Source organism: Vreelandella glaciei, assembly GCF_013415125.1.
GTDB classification, from domain to species: domain Bacteria; phylum Pseudomonadota; class Gammaproteobacteria; order Pseudomonadales; family Halomonadaceae; genus Vreelandella; species Vreelandella glaciei.
Genome location: NZ_JACCDE010000053.1, coordinates 1 through 17275, shown reverse-complemented (window position 1 = coordinate 17275; position 17275 = coordinate 1). Strand labels below are relative to the sequence as shown.

12 protein-coding genes are annotated in these 17275 nt (G+C 53.3%); 1 reads left to right on the top strand and 11 read right to left on the bottom strand.

Annotated features, from left to right (window positions below):
* Positions 1-105: 105 nt before the first annotated feature.
* The 4 genes from HZS80_RS22360 to hmuQ form a co-directional block, all read right to left on the bottom strand.
* Positions 106-465: an efflux RND transporter permease subunit gene (locus tag HZS80_RS22360; protein ID WP_179917362.1), complete on the bottom strand. Its 360-nt coding sequence runs from the start codon at positions 463-465 to the stop codon at positions 106-108.
* A complete protein-coding gene (locus tag HZS80_RS22355) occupies positions 458-1627 on the bottom strand; it encodes an efflux RND transporter periplasmic adaptor subunit (RefSeq protein ID WP_179917361.1) in 1170 nt (389 codons plus the stop codon). The genes HZS80_RS22360 and HZS80_RS22355 overlap by 8 nt, the downstream gene beginning before the upstream one ends.
* Positions 1624-2985, bottom strand: a complete 1362-nt coding sequence (locus HZS80_RS22350; RefSeq protein WP_179917360.1) for a TolC family protein — start codon at positions 2983-2985, stop codon at positions 1624-1626. Before HZS80_RS22350 ends, HZS80_RS22355 begins: the two co-directional genes overlap by 4 nt.
* A gap of 266 nt (positions 2986-3251) precedes the next feature.
* Positions 3252-3554, bottom strand: coding sequence for a heme-degrading protein HmuQ (gene hmuQ, locus HZS80_RS22345; protein WP_035560873.1), 303 nt, complete (start codon positions 3552-3554; stop codon positions 3252-3254).
* A gap of 137 nt (positions 3555-3691) precedes the next feature.
* On the opposite strand from hmuQ, the gene HZS80_RS22340 reads away from it, so the two are divergent.
* Complete coding sequence (locus tag HZS80_RS22340) at positions 3692-5224, top strand: cryptochrome/deoxyribodipyrimidine photo-lyase family protein (RefSeq protein WP_179917359.1); 1533 nt, start codon at positions 3692-3694, stop codon at positions 5222-5224.
* A gap of 55 nt (positions 5225-5279) precedes the next feature.
* On the opposite strand, the gene brxL is transcribed toward HZS80_RS22340, so the two are convergent.
* From brxL to HZS80_RS22305, 7 genes are all read right to left on the bottom strand, one after another.
* The gene (gene brxL, locus HZS80_RS22335) at positions 5280-7340 is read right to left on the bottom strand and encodes a BREX system Lon protease-like protein BrxL (RefSeq protein WP_179917358.1); all 2061 of its coding nucleotides are present in this window, start codon (positions 7338-7340) and stop codon (positions 5280-5282) included.
* A gap of 11 nt (positions 7341-7351) precedes the next feature.
* Positions 7352-9685, bottom strand: coding sequence for a BREX-1 system phosphatase PglZ type B (gene pglZ / locus HZS80_RS22330; RefSeq protein ID WP_179917357.1), 2334 nt, complete (start codon positions 9683-9685; stop codon positions 7352-7354).
* Positions 9686-9688: 3 nt separating this feature from the next.
* Positions 9689-11374 carry a DUF262 domain-containing protein gene (locus HZS80_RS22325; RefSeq protein WP_179917356.1) on the bottom strand — a complete coding sequence of 562 codons (1686 nt, stop codon included), beginning with the start codon at positions 11372-11374 and terminating at the stop codon, positions 9689-9691.
* A gap of 143 nt (positions 11375-11517) precedes the next feature.
* Positions 11518-13350, bottom strand: coding sequence for an Hsp70 family protein (locus HZS80_RS22320; protein ID WP_179917355.1), 1833 nt, complete (start codon positions 13348-13350; stop codon positions 11518-11520).
* Between the two features lies 1 nt (position 13351).
* Positions 13352-14647 carry a hypothetical protein gene (locus tag HZS80_RS22315; protein WP_179917354.1) on the bottom strand — a complete coding sequence of 432 codons (1296 nt, stop codon included), beginning with the start codon at positions 14645-14647 and terminating at the stop codon, positions 13352-13354.
* A complete protein-coding gene (locus HZS80_RS22310) occupies positions 14640-15746 on the bottom strand; it encodes a hypothetical protein (RefSeq protein WP_179917353.1) in 1107 nt (368 codons plus the stop codon). The genes HZS80_RS22315 and HZS80_RS22310 overlap by 8 nt, the downstream gene beginning before the upstream one ends.
* A 36-nt stretch (positions 15747-15782) precedes the next feature.
* Entirely contained in the window at positions 15783-17006 is a 1224-nt protein-coding gene (locus HZS80_RS22305) for a hypothetical protein (protein ID WP_218927813.1), read from the bottom strand.
* Between the last annotated feature and the right edge of the window lie 269 nt (positions 17007-17275).

Sequence of the window (17275 nt, the reverse complement as noted above, 5' to 3'; positions counted from 1 at the left end):
GTTGTCGGTATCCCATGCTCTGCTTCACTTTGGTAGGTAAGGCAGAGAGGGTACCGGCGCTGGCCCTCCTGCCTCTACCTTGTGATCCAAAGTGCTGCGCTTATTCTATGAATCCAGGTTTTTAACATCGCTCAGTAAGGTATCGAGACTATAATCTGATTGCCCTTCCACAGTGACGGTAACACCCTGGCTATCAGAGGTCGACGTGACGGATTTAATGCCAGTGACGCCTTCTAGAGCCTCCTCAATCTTAATCGCAACCCCCTCCTCGCTTTGCTGAGCGGAACCACTAAGGTAGGTAACCGAAACCGTGAGGCTATCAGGTTCAGCGGCAGGAAATGCTTCTTTACGCAGATCAACTACGGTCAGCAGGCCAGCAACAATGACGATCATAAGCAGCAAGTTGGCCGCCACTGGATTGGCGGCAAACCAAGGAATCAAACCTTTATAAGTACGTTCAGTCATCAGACAACTCGCTTTGTGGCGTCACAGCCATGCCTTCGCTGTAGCTACTGAGAGGCTGGATGACGACCGTTGCTTGGTCATAACCTTCTGGGCGCTGAACATAAAGGTGCTGTTGGTCGGAAAATATAATATTGGCTGGATGTGCTGTTAGGAGGCCTTCTTCCGAGACGGTTAAAATTTCTTCACGCTGGCTTAGTGCTGAGGCTGGCAGCTTCCAAAGGTTGGCAACGGAACGCCCAGGAATTTGTGCTTTTAAGAACGTACCGGGGTAGAGGTTGGGTTCCTGTACAAGCGGTTCATCTACTGCGACGACCAATGCCCGCTGACGCGTATCACTATTCAGATTCTTCTCGGTGCGAATCACAGAGCCAATCCATTGCTCTCCGGTTTCTATTTGCGTCAGTTCCACTGAGAGACGGCCTGAAACTAACTCATCTTCATCAGGCAGAACCGACCAATCACTCGCAGAAAGGGGGATGACCACTTCCACTCTGTCCGCACTCAACAATTGGCCAATCTCATTACCCGCCTGAGCATAACTGCCTGGTGAGATACTTCGGCCGATGACGATCGCATCAAAAGGGGCCTTAATTTGAGTACTAGCGAGGTTTTTCTCTGCCTCTGCAACGGCTTGGCGCGAGCTATCCAAGGCAGCTTGAGCGGCGGCTAGCTGAGGTTCCCGTAAAGCTAACGTAGAGAGTGGAGATCCTGATATTCCTGAAGAAGACCATTCCTGCTCAGCTTGTTGCGCTTCCTGCTCCTCTTCTAAATAGCTGACTAACGCTTCTGCCTGGGCTTCACGCGCAGACGCTAATTCCGCTTGCCACTGACTATCTTCAAGCGTGGCTAACACCTCTCCCTGCACGACCAACCGGCCAGAGTTAAAGCTGTCGCTGACACTTATCACTTGCCCGTTAATGCGACTATTTAGGTCTAACTCGAATAGGGCTTCAGCGCTACCTACTCCCTCAACCTTGGCTCGATATGTGCCAGGCGTTACTTCTACAACATTGACAGTGGGTCTTTGTGGCTCCTGAATAGGGGGTGTTTCCTGCAGCTTATTCATGTTTTCGGCCATTCGAACACCGCTATAGACAAACACCACTACGAGAAATAATAAGGCCAGTACCAACACTAGCCTGCGCACATTTTTACGGCTCATTCGTCAATCCCCAAACCCAAGGCGAGCGTTAAAGTAATTCGGTTATCAAGCTGGTTATAAATTAGCGAGTCGAGCTGAGACTCAAGGTCGTAAGTCTCTTGTTGCACACTGAGTAGTTCCAAGATGGTGGCGTTGCCCGCTCGATATCTTTCTTGATACCTCTCCAATGCAAGACTCTGCTTATCCAGGGCTTGGCGGATATAGGCCCGTCTTTCAGCAAACGCTTGTTCTAGACCTAACGCATTGCGTACTTCTTCTACTGCGGTTAACAAGGTTTCACGATAGGTCTCATACTGAATAGCCGTATCAAGCGATGCTATTTCAGCGGCAGCGTAGAGCTGCCCTCCTTGAAATAGCGGTGCGGTTAGTTGTCCTAACAGGCTCCATACAGGATCAGTAAGCAACGCGTCACTGGGTGATGTCGCCACATCTTCCAGGGCGGCTTGGATATCAATTCGTGGAAGCAAATCTTTGTAGGCGACGCTTGCGTTATAGTCCGCAGCGGCAATAGCGTACCAAGCTGCTTGTAAATCAGGGCGTCGCGCCAAGGTCTGCTCTGGCAAGCCAGACAGCGGCCGTTCTACTGAGGGGTATTGATCCGGCACTTGGTAGGGATTGTCATCCATACGGCCTAACAGGCTGTTCAAAGCCCGTTCGTCTTGTTGAATGGTATCTTCAAGTTCTCGCACAGAAGCGAGCGTACTGTAGGTTAGACTGCGCGCGCTATCCAAGTCGTCCAGACCGCCCAAACCCCGCTGATAGCGTTGCTGAATCAGCTGCTCGTTTAGCTCTAACGTGTCCAGTCTTCGACGCTCTATTGCTAAGGAGCGTTTTTGCGCCACGAGATTTAGCCAGCTACTCATCACTTCAGCGGCTAACGTATCCCTCACTGCCTGATAAGTGGCCTGCTGCTGAAATTGGCTCTGTTCATCGGCATTGATACCATCTTCGATTTGCTGCCACACATCCACTTGCCAACTCAGCGTTAGCGAGCCTGTGTACTGTTCCTCCGAGTCCTCAGTATCGCTGGCACTAAAGCCAGCTTCCAGCTCTGGATATCGTTCGCCGCGACGTTGACGCAATGTCGCTTGGCTCTGTTCAAGGGCCAAGAGGGTTTGCTGCAGACCAGGGTTATTATCTAGCGCTTCCTGCACAAGAGATTGTAATTCGCGACTGTCAATGAGCGCGGTAAGACTTGTCGCCGTACCTGGCAATTCATCAATTTCTGCAAATGACACTTCTGCTGGTAAGCGTTCAGCCTGCCGCAAATAATCCTGCCGCTCGCCCGTACTGGCACAACCAGCCAGTAACGCAGCGCTGAAGACAAGCAAAAGAAGAGAAGAGAAGCGGCGCGCCATAAGGTAGTTATCCGTAATTAACGTTGACTACCAGGCAACCTACAGATGGCGAGGTTAAGAGATGGTTAAGTTGACATGCACACCGGCGGCACTTAATAAATTTCTAAGTCCATTCATCCGTTACAGGAAAATTGAATACCCATTTTAGTTGTGAGTAACTCGGATTTTTTAGCCTGATCCCTCAGAGTCTATATCTCATGAATTAGGTACAGCCGAGCGGCCGTACCTATTTTCATCTTATTTATTGGTTACTGTTTTATGAGTGCTTACAAAACCACCTCATAGCCTTCAAATTTAGGCGGCCCTAAATAGATGCCTTCCGGCGCTTTAGCATTGGCATGCGCTTTGCGGAAAGCGTCTGACTTGGTCCAGTCGCGGAAGGCCTCTTCGGATTCCCATACGCTGTGGGAAATAAACACAGTGTGATCTTCCTGGCTTTCACCCTGCAGCATCTTAAATTGCTTAAAGCCCGGCACTTCATCCAGGTGAGAATCGCGGTTGCGCCACACCTCTAAAAAGTCCTCTTCGCGGCCTGGGGCAATCCGAAAACGGTTCATGGCGATATACATTATGACGCTCCTGTTCAACGGTGCTGCTAGGTAAGTGGCTCAAGTAGTGGCTTGATGGTAACGTTCTGAGGTTATGACGAATAGCTCCCATCACGAATAAGCTTCCCGGCGAATAGCCCGCATCGCCCAGGTAACAAATGGCTAAGGCACCCATTCAGGTCGTTTGGTTCAAACGCGATTTACGTATTCATGATCACACGCCGCTTTCAAACGCAGCCGCGGCTGGCCCCGTGTTGCCCGTATTCGCCATTGAACCTGAGCAGTGGCAGGCGCCGGACAGCGCGTTGCGCCACTGGCAATTTGCTGCCGACTCACTGGCCGATCTCTCTCAAGCACTGGGAACGCTGGGTTTGCCGCTGTGCCTATGGCAGGGCAGCATGCTGGACCTGCTGGCCGCGCTTAAAGCGCACTATGGCGAGATTGCCCTTCACTCCCACGAGGAGACCGGCAACGCCTGGAGCTTTGCCCGCGACCTTGACGTCAAGTCGTGGTGCCAGCAGCACGAAACGCCATGGCATGAAGCACGCCAGCACGGCGTCGTGCGTGGCTTAAAATCCAGAGTAGCCGACCTCAACGCATGGGAAAAGCAGTGGGAAACGTTAATGACGGCGCCCACCGCCACTGCCCCACAAAACGCCCAGGCGGCCCAGGGCTGGCAAGCCTTTCACCATATTGACGTTAAACACCTTCACGGCCTGACGCTAGGGTTTGATACCACGCCCTGCCCCGAGCGTCAGCAAGGAGGGCGGAGCGAAGGTCGCGCAGTGTGGCGCAGCTTTGTAAACCAGCGCGGGCGGCGCTACCGCGGCTCGCTTTCTAAACCGCTGCTGGCCTGGGAATTTGGCTCACGGCTTTCGCCCCACTTGGCCTGGGGCACGCTCTCCATGCGCGAAGTGGTGCAGTCGCTGCGCCGCCAACGAAAAAAGCATGCTGAAGACACCGCTTGGACGCGCTCGATGCGCGCCTTCGCCTCCCGGCTTCACTGGCACTGCCACTTTATTCAAAAGCTGGAAAGCGAACCCAGCATTGAGCATCAGACGCTGCACCCAGCGTTGCGCGGCCTGCGGGAGCGCGGCCAAACCGGCGTGCCGCTGGTCGATGCCTGCATGCGCAGCCTAATTGCCACTGGTTGGATAAACTTTCGCATGCGCGCCATGTTGATCTCCCACGCCACCTTTGGCCTTGGGCTGCACTGGTACGAACCAGCATTGCACTTGGCGCGGCTATTTACCGACTTCGAGCCGGGTATTCACTACCCCCAGGTGCAGATGCAAGCAGGTGCCACGGGCACTAACGCGCTGTGGGTGTATAACCCCATCAAACAGGCGGAGGATAACGACCCCAGCGGCGAGTTTGTCGCCCGCTGGGTGCCGGAATTAACGACACTGCCATTAGAGTGGCGCGCCAAGCCCTGGGCACTGCCGGAAATCCTACGCCAGCGGTTCGGCTTTCAGCCTGGTGTAAACTACCCAATCCCCAACGACTTTGAATGTGAGGCGCGCCACTGGAAGAAGATGCTGTATGAGCTTCGCCGCACCCCGGATGCCAGAGAAGCCAGTCAAGCCATTGTGGACAAGCTCGCCAGACAACGAAAACCTCCTGCTCAGCGCGCTAAAAAAGCAAAACCCGCCCATCGTCAGCAGCTTTCGCTGTTTGTTGAGGGCCAGTAAGCCCTATAATTATCAATATTTAAAGAAGGTGATCTGATCGTCCCTGGTTCTACAATCAGTCACCTAACGATTTCAAAAGTGCATCCCTGGCATCTAGGTAGAACTGAATATCGACTTTGGTGGCCATCTCATCGGACAAGTCAAACAGCATCTTTCGAGAAGTCACTGGCATGAGAATAGCTGTCGCGCCTTTTTCAACAGCGATCTCTACTAACGTGACAGGGTTATGAATTGGCTCGATTGACCCACCAAGATTAATCTCCCCTACTACTATAAGACCACCTCTCACGCTTCTTTTTAATAAAGCGGAGCTCATGGCTATTAAAGAAGCCACACCTAACTTACTACCTGATTTAGCAGCATCAAATGCTCGGAGCTGAATAGTAAACTCATGCTGCCTTGGTTCTTTGTCGCCTACTAATTGCCCAGCGCGCGTGTAAAGGTTTTGCTCGGCATAACCCACACTTTCGCGAAAAGCAGGTGGCACGGGTTTATTAAGAATTTTAACGCCAGTACCAGGCCCCTCATTTACTTCAATACGAAATAAGCCAGGATGCTCTTCTTGCCCATTTGCTGTTTGTCCACCAGGAGTAATAGACCATACCTGCCCTGGCTCTAAAGGATCATTACCAATACTGTTATCGCTCTGCAGCTCGGGAGTGGCAACAAACTTCTCTACACCATCTTCCCCCATGGTATAGCTAAAGTGGGTATTTCTAAATTCAGCGGCACCAATACGTTTTTGCTGTTCCTTTACCCGTCGGCGTGCTTCCATCGCAATGTGAATTGCCCACTCTATATCTTCTTCACTCGGTGTTAAGTCATCTCCAGGATATAACAACTTCAAGAGACCACTTGCTGTTTTATTAACCGCGTTAGTGTCACGCCCAGACAACGCTCCGCCAAAAAAGACACGCCCCTGCCATTGCGATACACGGCTTTGGTTACGCAACTGACTCCAACATTCAGAAAGAAAATCACTCACTAAACCAAAGTGGTCGGTCAAGAGCTCCTTGCTAACCTTGGGTACGTCCCAGCCTGGTAGAAAGGCATGAATGCGGTCCATAAAGGCAGTATCGTGACGCATCTCCTCAGGCAGCGGTCCAAACAGGTGACCGATGCGCTGCTGATGTTCAACATCGACATCAAAGTTGCCGACTAGCACGATAGAGCCATCAGCGCGGATACTCTCCTTCCCCCGTGAAAACTCCCCACTCTCCATGTAGCCCTTCATGATATTAACGCCGTCCTTGTTATCGAACGAGATACCAGATACCTCATCGAAGCAGACCACATCGTACTGGCACACCAGGCCACGCTGGCCGTTGGCGTTATTGACGAACATCTTGGCCACAGTGGCCTTGCCGCCGGAAATCAGGTGGGCATAAGGCGATACCTGCTGGAACAAGTGGCTCTTACCTGTACCGCGGGGCCCAAGCTCCACCACGTTATAGTTGCGCTCCACAAAGGGCACCATACGCAGCAGCATGGCATCTTTTTGGCGCTCGCTCAGCCCAGCTGCTTCAATACCAGTTGAACGAAGTAAGAAGGCTTTCCACTCCTCAGTGCTAAAATGCCGACGTGCACGGGCTAGTTCGTCGAGCACATCACGTTTTGATAACTGGATCTCTCGCAGGGCTCGGATTCCGAAAGGGCGGCCTCCTTGCTCCTGGGCGATGCTAGCGTCGTACTCCAGTGTCAGTTCCGCGTAGAAGCCACCAGTCAGCATGCGCTCGTGCTCGCTAACCAACTCGTCAGGAATCCGCACATCGTTAAGGCGTAAGCTAGGCAAGCTCGCCATATAGGTGTCATTTTTCGTATCAAGTCGCGCCTGTATAAGGTCGATAACCTTGATTTCGCCCTTCTCACGAGCGCGGGCTTTGAACAGTTCTTCCTCGCCAGCCTTGATGGTGCGTGACTTGAGCTGCCGCTGCACTACTTCCAGGCCTTCCTCAATCTCTTCCGGATCGGTGCTTGCACAGTAGCGGCCGAGCAGGAACTCCACCACGTACGTTGGTACAGGAAACTGGCGAGCAAACGTACGCACCAGATCTTTGCGAACCAAGAAACCATCCAATAGTTCGGCGGCCTTGCGATCCAGATCATCGAGCTCCATGGCAATTCCCTTCAGTCATCAGTACCAATGGTGGTTAAGCATTGTGCAACCACATGTCCCGCTTCATTCACGATCACTACCTGGGAAGCCTCACCTTCTAGGTCGTCATCATCAACCACAACCGATGCTTTCCCTCCTGCCTTAAACGGCTTAGAAGACAACACCAAGCTAGTACTGGGGTCTGCCGCATGACGGCGTAGGTCCAACATTAACCCATCAGTTTCGCCTTCCACGCGCACGGTGCAGCGCATCCCTTTCCAAACTAACTCGTCGATCACTACAAGAGGTGTGATTTCAGCTGATCCGGTAACTACTAGCTCCGGCGTAACGCACTCTTGCAGAGACAAACCACCATGGGTGTACGACTCACCTGCTTTGAAGCAATAGACGCCCTCAGCTAACGCAAAGTGCACCTGTTCATTCCAGTACCAAGGAAAACGTACTGTCGCCGTATTAGCCCCTGATTTTACCGAGGCACAGCGCCCCCACTTAGAGTCCACCAGGCTAGCGGAAAGCTCTGTTTTTGGTAGCTCGCCAGGCATTAGCAGCCAGCCATGATCAGTCACTATCCTCACTTGCGCCCACCCTTGGGCAAGTAAGGCTTGAATGCGCTCCGCTACCTCGGCCAACATAGCATCCACACGCTGCGCGAGTTTCCAGCCACTTTCGTGGCCAGCATGATCAATGTCTCCAAACTCGCACCATGCGGGCTGTGATGTATCTAGGGTTTCTTTATGCAGCTGTTCAACTTGGCGGCGTTCCAATACCTGCCACCCATTATCTCGTAGTAACTTCTTGAAAAGATGTGGCGTAATCGGTGTGAATTGGTAGCTCTCCGGCTCTTCTTTTATGGCACTACTGCCAAAGATGGGAGCCACCGCATATTTGCCGGTTCCTGTCACGCTAGGTAAAGCCGACCAAGTTGAATGCTCCACAACATTCAAACCACGTTGGCTAAGTCTTTTGGCGAGCCGCTTACCACAATCTAGGCGTAATCCATCGACAAACAGAACACACTCCCCCTGACGCGCATGAGGAGAGGGCTCATCTCGTTTCAAGCCATCAACGCCTGGCCGCCAAACGTGTTGTAAATGCCGGGCAGCATCATCGGCCCAACTGAGATAGAACGCCCGAATAGCGGTAAACACAGCCTCTTGTTCACGCTGGCCAGTCACTTCAGCCAGTGCTTTCAGAAGCGCGTCATCTGCTTTCCAACCTTCTTGAACGTAGGCCCTATGCATATCGTCCGCTTGGCCCCCTGCCAAGCTGCGCTGGGTTGCTTTGGCTAATAAGCTAAGCGGCGCTAACGCCATCGCTAAAGGGCTTTCCCCTAGCTCCGCCCATACCCAGTCGCGCCGCCCCCCATGATCTTTTTCTAAGGCATCAAGTCGCGCCCTTGCTTGGGGCGCAGGCAGGTTCCCTAGCTCACATAAAGCATGGTAAAGCTTTTCCTCTTCCTGCTGATTTAACTGAGGCCACACCTGCATATCCTCAGCTTCTGGAAACAGCCCAAGGTCAGGTGGCGCCTGTTGTCGAAGCTGCTCTACCAGCTGAGGGTAGCGATGTGGGGCTTCACAGAAGCGTGCCCATACCGTGCTCCACGCACCTTGGCGCTGAGTTAAGTAGGTAAGGGCTTCCAATGGCGTCTGACGTTCTGGGTGGATGCCATACTGAGAGTGGCATACTTGGCAAAAGGCTTGCCACTCAGGGCTAGACCCACTTGCTTTTACAGCATCTGGCTGGCTCAGCCACTCCAAGACATCGCGGACAGGATCACCGCCCATTAAAAGGGTATTGAAGTCATCTCCATCTAAATGACGTCCTTGTAAGCTACCCAGCGACTCTTTAAGCAATCGTGGCAACGCCGCGTGTAACGCCTGGCGAGTTGCCGCATCACGGGCGACATCCAAACCAAGCCCGCCCTGCTCTGTGGTAAGAAAAGCACGCGGCGTCCAATCCTTCGCATTAACCTGAGACCACAACACACCTCGATACTGCAGCTCTGCTAAAGGCTTCAAAGCTTCTGGGCACTCGCTAATGGCCCGCAAATCCTGCCGACCAACACCAGGTAAATACAGAATGGGCGCCCTACCTTCATCAAGGGCAACTCCCTCAACAGTACCGGCGATAGCGCACCGCAACCAAATGGCCGGGCCTCGACGCTCTTCAGGCGCATACTCCCCTAACACCAACAATTCGGGTAGTGCAGACTGAATCTGGTTGATGACAGGTTCCCACAGCCGCTCGCGATCTGGCCATAAGATACAGGCCGGCGCGACTTGCACTTCGGGGTTGTGAGCGGCAGCATTACGAATCTGCTCAACCATCTTCTCTAGTAACAGCATGCCTTAAAATTCCCACTTATCGGCTAGCACTTCGATCAAATCTGACTGACGTTTCTCCACCACTTTAAGTGTCCACTGGCCTTCACCGAGCACTTGGCTGGTAAGTGCATAGGATGAAACGTTGCTGCGTCCACGGAAATAGGCCTCTTTCTTCTTCCCAAAATCATAATTTTGGGCCTGAGAGTTTCGGCGCTTGTTTAATGGTACAAGGTTGGCTAAACGGTGAACCCACTGCTTTCTCACTTCAGGCTCTGGCCACCATTCGGCCCAACCACTATCGCTTGGAACAGTTTGCGGCAGAACATGCTCAATGGTCAGCACCGTTGGGTCATAGGTTGCCGCACCATCCGATACAAAAGAGTCCAGGCGCAGCATCAGATAGTTACGTCGACGGGCAGTCAGGGTATAGATGTCGCCTTGCAGGGCCCGCCTCATTTCGGTCTTCTCATCTTCCGTCAGTTCGATGACCTGGACCGGGTTGTCGTATTTATGCGATTGCTGAAGTGCTGCAACTAGCAGGGCATAGCGCTCGATACGCTGGTTCACGTTTTTCGCACAAATGTGCATGTAGGCCGCCAAGCGTTCCAGCTTTCTGAAGAACCAGGCCACATAGGCAGGTTCGTTCTTATGTTCTGCCAGGAAAACCATAGCAGACGGCACCCAGTCAGAGTTGTCTATTCGGTTCAACCAGCGCAATGAAAGATTGACCTTGTCGGCGTCGGTTTCGGCGACGTAATGAGACTCTCGCAAAATCGAAAGGGTCTCAGCATAAGGTTCTAATACTTCCTCAATCAGCGTACGTGTATCACTGACCTGTGTAAGAACATGATTACGGAATTCTTCTAGCAACGCCCGCTTAGCCTTCTCCTTGGCATAGATCATGCGCACGTAGGCAAATAAATCATTAAAGCCAGAACGGCCCAGGTCAACCTCCATATCTTCCCAGCGTTCGTTGTAGATTTCCTGCTCGCTGGTGGTCGGTAGCTTGCCGATGACATCCGCTTTGATGATATCCGTCGGCTGAAGATCCAGGCCACGGCTGTTCATAACAGAAAATACGCGAAAAGCGGACTTCTGGCTTGGTGTAGCAACCGCCACAAGGAAACACCGTTGCAATAAGAAGCTGATAAAACCATCCAGCTTTTCCAATGAGTCACCGAAACGTGAGCTAAGCCGTTTGATAATAAGCTGGCTATTGGTTTGGATATTTTTCTGGGAGTCATTTTCAAGCGAGGCAGGCTCTAAAGCTAGAAGCTTATTGAACGCTAGCTCTTGAACATAACGGGTAAAGAACTCTCTATCCTTTTCACGCAGCGTTAAACGTGGTTTTGGCTTCAACCCTGCAAACTTGTTTCCTGGCTCAGTGATGTACTGGCTTAGCGTACTTCGATCCTCTCCTTCCAACTGGGCCGCAATAGTAGCAAGTAGAATCGTCAACGTGGTTAAACGTTGCTGACCGTCGATCACTTCAGCTTTAGGGCTTCCCTCTTCCTTGATGAGCACGATGCTGCCAAGAAAGTACCCTTCCTCATCCTCACTACGATAGAAATCGTACAAGTCGTCGAAAAGCTCTGAAGTCTGGTCGGTCGTCCAGGCGTAGGGGCGCTGATAGGACGGAATCAGATACTCAAAATCTGAACTGAAAATCTTGGCAAGTGGGAACTCCGCCCCGCTGATCTTTTTACTCATGTCTCTCTGTTGCTCCCTGCCCTTCCACCCTGATGTGCGGTTTGCCATCAGCATAAAAGGGTCGTTTTTTTACCCACGCACCCTTGCCCGCTATCGGCTGCTAGTCATCAGTGCGTGATCATTTTATGACACGCTAAGAGGTATCAATTGCCTGACAAGCAACGGCATTGCGGATCCCCGGCACGTCTACTGCAGTAACTACAGGGCGCATAGGAGGCCCTCTCTTTCCGCTGAAGATCGCTTAGTTCATCAACATGATGGAAGTGCCCACCAGCTCTGCCCAACTCCTTCTTGACCAGGGCCTCTCCAGGTACCAGAGAGCTGTCATCGCGGGTGGCCACGTTGGGTCGCAGCAGGACACCCCCTACCGGCTGCTCGCTCTGGCTGCTACGACCCTCAGGCTTTTTTGCCAAGCTCTCTACTCTACTACTTTGTTGGGTGGAATCGCTCATAGAGCGTCCAGTGATGCCCTGCATGATGTCCAGACCGAACTCTAACGAATGGATATCTGCACTATCGCTATCTCCCCTAATGGCTGATTTCGCCGAGGCGTGCAGGATCAAGTTATCGTCCACTTCCAGACGGAGCATGATTCGCTCGAAAAGCTTCGCCATTGAAGGCTCGACCTTAACGTTCAGACAGGCCAGAGATTGCCGTGCGTCGTTAGCCTGCACATGGCGGCCATGGCGAGTAGGTGAGAGCAGGCTGACCTTACCAACGCCATCGCGAGGATCGGTGCAGTAGAGCGTTAACATTTCTGCCTCGCTAACCTCACCGGCAGTGGGCATCTCATAGCCCGCTCCAATGACAGGAAAGTGCTGGTTGCGTGCAGCGTGAACCTCGATGTTCTTGGCCAGTCGCAACCGCGCTTTATCATGTGCAATCCAGGCGGCGCCTTCCGAAATAATGGAAAAGCCACGCTCGGAGATCTCGACCCGAGTGGCGCCAAACATCTCATAAAGCCCTGATTTGATCGCTGGCATATTGACGACGCCACCGGTTGCGAGGCAAAGCGAAATGTCCGAGGTGGTCAGGTCAGCTAATTCAATCAGCGCTTTGGCTCGTTTGACCCCTTGACGCACTTTCTGGCCGATGATCTCCTCCAGATCTTTGCGGGTCAGCAGGATGTCGATATCGGGGTCTGAAATGCCGTTCCGGAAGTAACCAGGGATATAGATAGGTTCTTGCTCCCTAGTCGACAGCTTGATTTTTGCCTCTTCGGCTCGGGTTAACAGGCGCAGGCTTGCGCCAGGGTCGATATCGACGTCATCTGGATCAAGGCCTGACGCCTCAACGGCGCGTTTCTCGACTTCTCGACGGATAGCCTCGTCCATCACATCCCCACCGAGTTCGTTGGTACCGTCGTTACGGACCTGTACCAACATGCCGCTCTGAACCTGGCATAGCGTGAGGTCTAGGGTTCCACCGCCCCAGTCGAAGACCAGCAGGTAATGCCCTTCAAGGCGACGAATCTCGTTCGCGGGGTCATCCTTGGTGCGTAAATAGCCATAGAGTGCTGCCATGGGCTCATGCACGAACTGCTCAATAACCAGCCCGGCCTGATGGAAAGCCTTGCGTAGTTCGCGGCGCTGTTTACCGTCCATATCGACTGGAATGGTGACGACGGCGCGACTGACACCCCGCTCAAGCTTATAGCGCCGATCCTCCTCGGTAGCCATCACCACGTGCTTGACGATATCCGCTACCATGTTGCGGGGGCGTCTAGGGACACCATCGACATGCACGTGCTCCCGATCCAAGAGCATCTTGGGAGAACGAACCACGTTACCGATAACGCCGATCTCATGGGTTGCCAAGCGCTTCTTAGCCTCGCTGCCGCAGATGACGCTATCACCTTCATAACAGACGACAGAAGGATAGGGTTCGCCCCCTTGGTCGAATACTACGGTTTGGCCACCGATCACCTGACTGATCAGGCTGTTGGTAGTGCCAAAGTCGAAGCCAAAGACTTCCATATCACTCTCCTTCTGTATCACGAAGAACTTTCTTTAGATGATCAAGCGTCTCTTCCACATAGTGCGAAACGATGTGTAGCTTGGGCGGATCGCGCTGCAGAGCGATTAGCGCCTCCTCAAGACGTGGCAGTTCGCTCTTCAATACCTTGGTGACCTGGGAACGTAACCGGTGCTTGTCATCTTCCTGGTGGATGCTGGCATGCTGGGCGTTCTGCTTCTGCAGGTTTAGCGCTTCTTCAAGCTCTCCGATCTTATTGATCAAGGTGTCTCGCTCATGGCGTAATGCCTCTATATCCTCCTGTGCCTGGGTATGCTCGATAGTGAGGCGCTCTTTGTCTCGCTGCAGCCGTTCAAGCTCACTAGATTGGCTGGCCTTAGTGTTCTCGATCTGTCTCGACAGCCAGCCCAGCGCTGAAAAGTCGGCGTTGTTCTGGGTGTAGGCTGTCTTAAGCAATACTTCCATCGCCTGGCTGGGGTAATGGGTGCTGATGGTGAAGATGCCATCTGCGCGCAAAAAGCGCAGAACCTCATCTTCCTTGACCCATCCTTGGTTTGCCTGCCAGATCAAGCTCAGGAACAGCAGGTTGCGCAGCTTGGCCTGGCGCTCCTTTTTCTCCTTGGCTAACATCTCCTTGCTGGACGCTAGCTGTTCTGCTCTGGCGGCGTAGCGCCTGAAGAGCTCCTTGGCAGGGGGAAGTTCCTCACCCGTGAGAGGAAGCCAGACATCAACATTTTCCAGAGCCAAATCGAAACTTTCTCGTCCTGCGTCAACGGTGTACTTCAGCAGTAGATCCTTGACGGTGAGGTTGCTATGGATTTCGAAGGCGGCGAAGGCCAGGTTGACGGTACGAGTAAGCGAGGCGTCCTCACGTTGGGCGAGATCTAGAAGCTCCGAGTACTGAACAGCCGATAGGGAGCGCTCCTCCAATTTTTTCAAGGCTGGCTCGGTTATCTTCTTCGGTGCGCCCGAGGTCACATAGAAACGCTGGATGATATCGAAAACCCGCGTAATATTTTTGTTTCCATTCGAGATGGTGAGAGTACCGGATACCTTATCTGACTCCGGGTTGGACGCAGCAACTAATGCGCTCTCCTCACTGGTGTCGCTTGCAGACAGCCCTATATCTTGATGCTGCTTCGGCACCTCAGGCGCTGTATCAGATGTCAAAGACTGAGCACCAGGCCGTTTAATGGTCTTGTTACCCTTTCCAGCTTGGGCCTCGCCGCGTGAAACGATACCCGTGGTCTTGTTGAAGATCGGGACGAACTTTTTATCGTCCTTCGGGGAGTCAGTCATTTTCTACTTCCTCGATGATACGGGTGGCCAGGTTCTCGAACAGCGGGCTATGGCGAAGCTTCTTGGCCCAGCTGGCAGCCCGAGCATGTTCTCTAGTTTCCCAGTAGGTATTCATGGCCAGTGCCTGGATTTTTACCCGGTCATGGTCGGTGGTCAGGCGCTTGCTGGCCAAGTGTTCCAACTGAGGCAGCTGCTCCTGCTGTTCCGCCAGTGTTAGGCTGCAAAAGCGCATGATCTCGGCGGTCAAGGTATCTACTGGCAGGTTGTGACCGGAGGCGATTCTGGTATCGGGGGCCGGACAATGCTTGCCTGAGCGGAGCCCGTTCATCATTCGGCAAGCAATGGCGACCTGGCCATCGGGTGCAAGGGCCTCTGCTTCGCTGAAGGCGTTGTCGTTAAAGTTGACCAGCGCCTTGATCAGGTTGGCCAGAGGGCGATCCATGAATCTTAGTGCTTCACGGGCGGCATGGAATTTGGCGGTATAGTCATCTCGGCTCAGGCTCGTGCCACCCCTCTGATCTTTTGCCAGCACGCCGTACAGGAAGTCACTGACGCCTTCCAGGTAAAACCTGGCACCATCCTCTTGTTTGACCACCGTGATGAGCTGGGCAATGCGATTGCTCTCCAAGGACTGATTGACAATCAACATATTGAAGACCCGTTCGACCGCGGCCAGCTGTGCGTCGTTGGGTATATCGAATTCAATGTGGTAAGTCACAGCATGGTCGGCGCTGGCCAGGGTGACCTCGTGGAAGCCTGAGGCGAGCTGGCTAAGTCGCTGGCATGCCTGTCGGCTGGTCACTTCCTGCTGGTCGATGACGATCCGCTCTGTTTGCTGGATCACCCAGTCTGCCGGTGGAAATGGGGTAGCAATCACCTGCCCTCGTTCGTTAACCATACGACTACCCACCATCAGCAGAGGCCTTTTGAAGGGGTGATGGTCGAAGATGTGCTGCCGCCGAGCTTCACGATCCGCGAAGGCTTCGCCGCACTTGTCGCACTTAAAGGTGACGGGGCGGTTAGGCTCTATCGTTATTTCGGGGATAAGCACACTGCCCCCAGCGTTGCCCGGATCCACGGCATCCGTGATCTTGACCATCGTTAACCTCTACCTTATATCTTTACTTTTTTATGGTTATTTAGCCGCTGCCTTAGCCGCCAGCGTGATGTGGTAATCATTGATTCGGTCGCCTTTGGCGCCGCCGAGTTGGGGGCCGAGATCGTACCAGGGGGCGGATTCCACGTCTTTGCCGCGGTCTTTTTTCCAATGGATATTGGGCTTGTGCATCAAGACACCGGCGTCTTTCTTTTTAACGTCGGGCACCGACAGGAAGGGGCGGATGTTGAGGCGCACGCCATCATTGAGGTCGGGATGCCAGCCGATGGGCTGTTCTTCTAGGGGCTTCCAGCGGACGAAGATGTCGTAGGGTTCTTCACCTTCGAGAATCAGCTCCAGGCTCTTCTGCAGCGCCTCGGCGGCGGCCAGGCGAGCTTCTGCACCGTCAATGCCGTCAGTGATCTGCTTTTTCTGCTGGGTGATCCAGTCGCCTAAATAGGTGTAGGTGAGGGTTTCCAGGGCCTTGTAGTCGAGCTTGTGGTAATTCACCAGCGCAGAAAAGCCGTCCTTGAGGCCATCCCAGATGTGCCAAATAAAGGGTCGGTTCTGGAACAGTTTGCAGTGCTGGGCGAAGAACTTGTCACCCAACCAGCTTTCCAGGCCCTTGCCGGCATGGTCGACACTTTCGAGCAGCTTGCTGCGGGTAGCTGCAGACCACTGATCGCCATAGGCCTCAGCCAGTAAGGCCTCCAGGCGATCCACGGCGCGGCGCTCGCCGCGCACGGCGGGCAGGCAGACGATACCGTCGCGGTCGACATGGCCGAGCAGGGCCTCGCAGCGCTTGACCCACTCGCGCTGCTCCTCGGCCAACTCCATCTCCGGGTCCAGCTCCGCCGGCCAGCGGTAGCCCAGCAGCCGAGCCACGGCCACCTGCAGCACGGTGTCATCGGTGCGCAGCGCACCATGGGCGGTCCATTTGGACTCCTCGTCCCAAACTACCGAGCCGCAAGGGTGGCCGTGGAAGATCCACTGGGTGGGGTCGTCTGTATAGGGCTCAGGGAGACCGTGAGGGTATTTTTGTTCAGCTACCTTGGTCCAATGGTCAAGATCAAAGGAAACTTTAAGAAGTGTTTTGGGAGCCAGTTTTAATGAATTATCAAGAAGACGGACTTGTTTGCTGAAATCTCCAGATTCACAAAAAGCCCAAAGTGCGGGCAGGTTGGATTTATTTTTTGGAATAACAGCGCTGCTGTTTACATCGTAGCGTTGTCCTGAGTAAATGGCGCATGCTGCTTTTCCCATAAGCCCAACGACGATCCCATGCTTCCCCCAGAATGGTTTACCGGCCCTCCAGTTTTGAGCAGCATGGTTAAGATGCTTTACACTCTCAGCAAGAGCTGCAAGTGAGCCATTCTCATTTTCCCAACGGATAATTTGTTCTTTGCCAGAAAAGTCCTGGATTCATAGAATAAGCGCAGCACTTTGGATCACAAGGTAGAGGCAGGAGGGCCAGCGCCGGTACCCTCTCTGCCTTACCTACCAAAGTGAAGCAGAGCATGGGATACCGACAA

Bases quoted from the DNA above. Each gene is read 5' to 3' on its own strand.
- HZS80_RS22360 (WP_179917362.1), bottom strand. From the start codon at position 465: ATGACTGAACGTACTTATAAAGGTTTGATTCCTTGGTTTGCCGCCAAT.
- HZS80_RS22355 (WP_179917361.1), bottom strand. From the start codon at position 1,627: ATGAGCCGTAAAAATGTGCGCAGGCTAGTGTTGGTACTGGCCTTATTA.
- HZS80_RS22350 (WP_179917360.1), bottom strand. From the start codon at position 2,985: ATGGCGCGCCGCTTCTCTTCTCTTCTTTTGCTTGTCTTCAGCGCTGCG.
- hmuQ (WP_035560873.1), bottom strand. From the start codon at position 3,554: ATGTATATCGCCATGAACCGTTTTCGGATTGCCCCAGGCCGCGAAGAG.
- HZS80_RS22340 (WP_179917359.1), top strand. From the start codon at position 3,692: ATGGCTAAGGCACCCATTCAGGTCGTTTGGTTCAAACGCGATTTACGT.
- brxL (WP_179917358.1), bottom strand. From the start codon at position 7,340: ATGGAGCTCGATGATCTGGATCGCAAGGCCGCCGAACTATTGGATGGT.
- pglZ (WP_179917357.1), bottom strand. From the start codon at position 9,685: ATGCTGTTACTAGAGAAGATGGTTGAGCAGATTCGTAATGCTGCCGCT.
- HZS80_RS22325 (WP_179917356.1), bottom strand. From the start codon at position 11,374: ATGAGTAAAAAGATCAGCGGGGCGGAGTTCCCACTTGCCAAGATTTTC.
- HZS80_RS22320 (WP_179917355.1), bottom strand. From the start codon at position 13,350: ATGGAAGTCTTTGGCTTCGACTTTGGCACTACCAACAGCCTGATCAGT.
- HZS80_RS22315 (WP_179917354.1), bottom strand. From the start codon at position 14,647: ATGACTGACTCCCCGAAGGACGATAAAAAGTTCGTCCCGATCTTCAAC.
- HZS80_RS22310 (WP_179917353.1), bottom strand. From the start codon at position 15,746: ATGGTCAAGATCACGGATGCCGTGGATCCGGGCAACGCTGGGGGCAGT.
- HZS80_RS22305 (WP_218927813.1), bottom strand. From the start codon at position 17,006: ATGGGAAAAGCAGCATGCGCCATTTACTCAGGACAACGCTACGATGTA.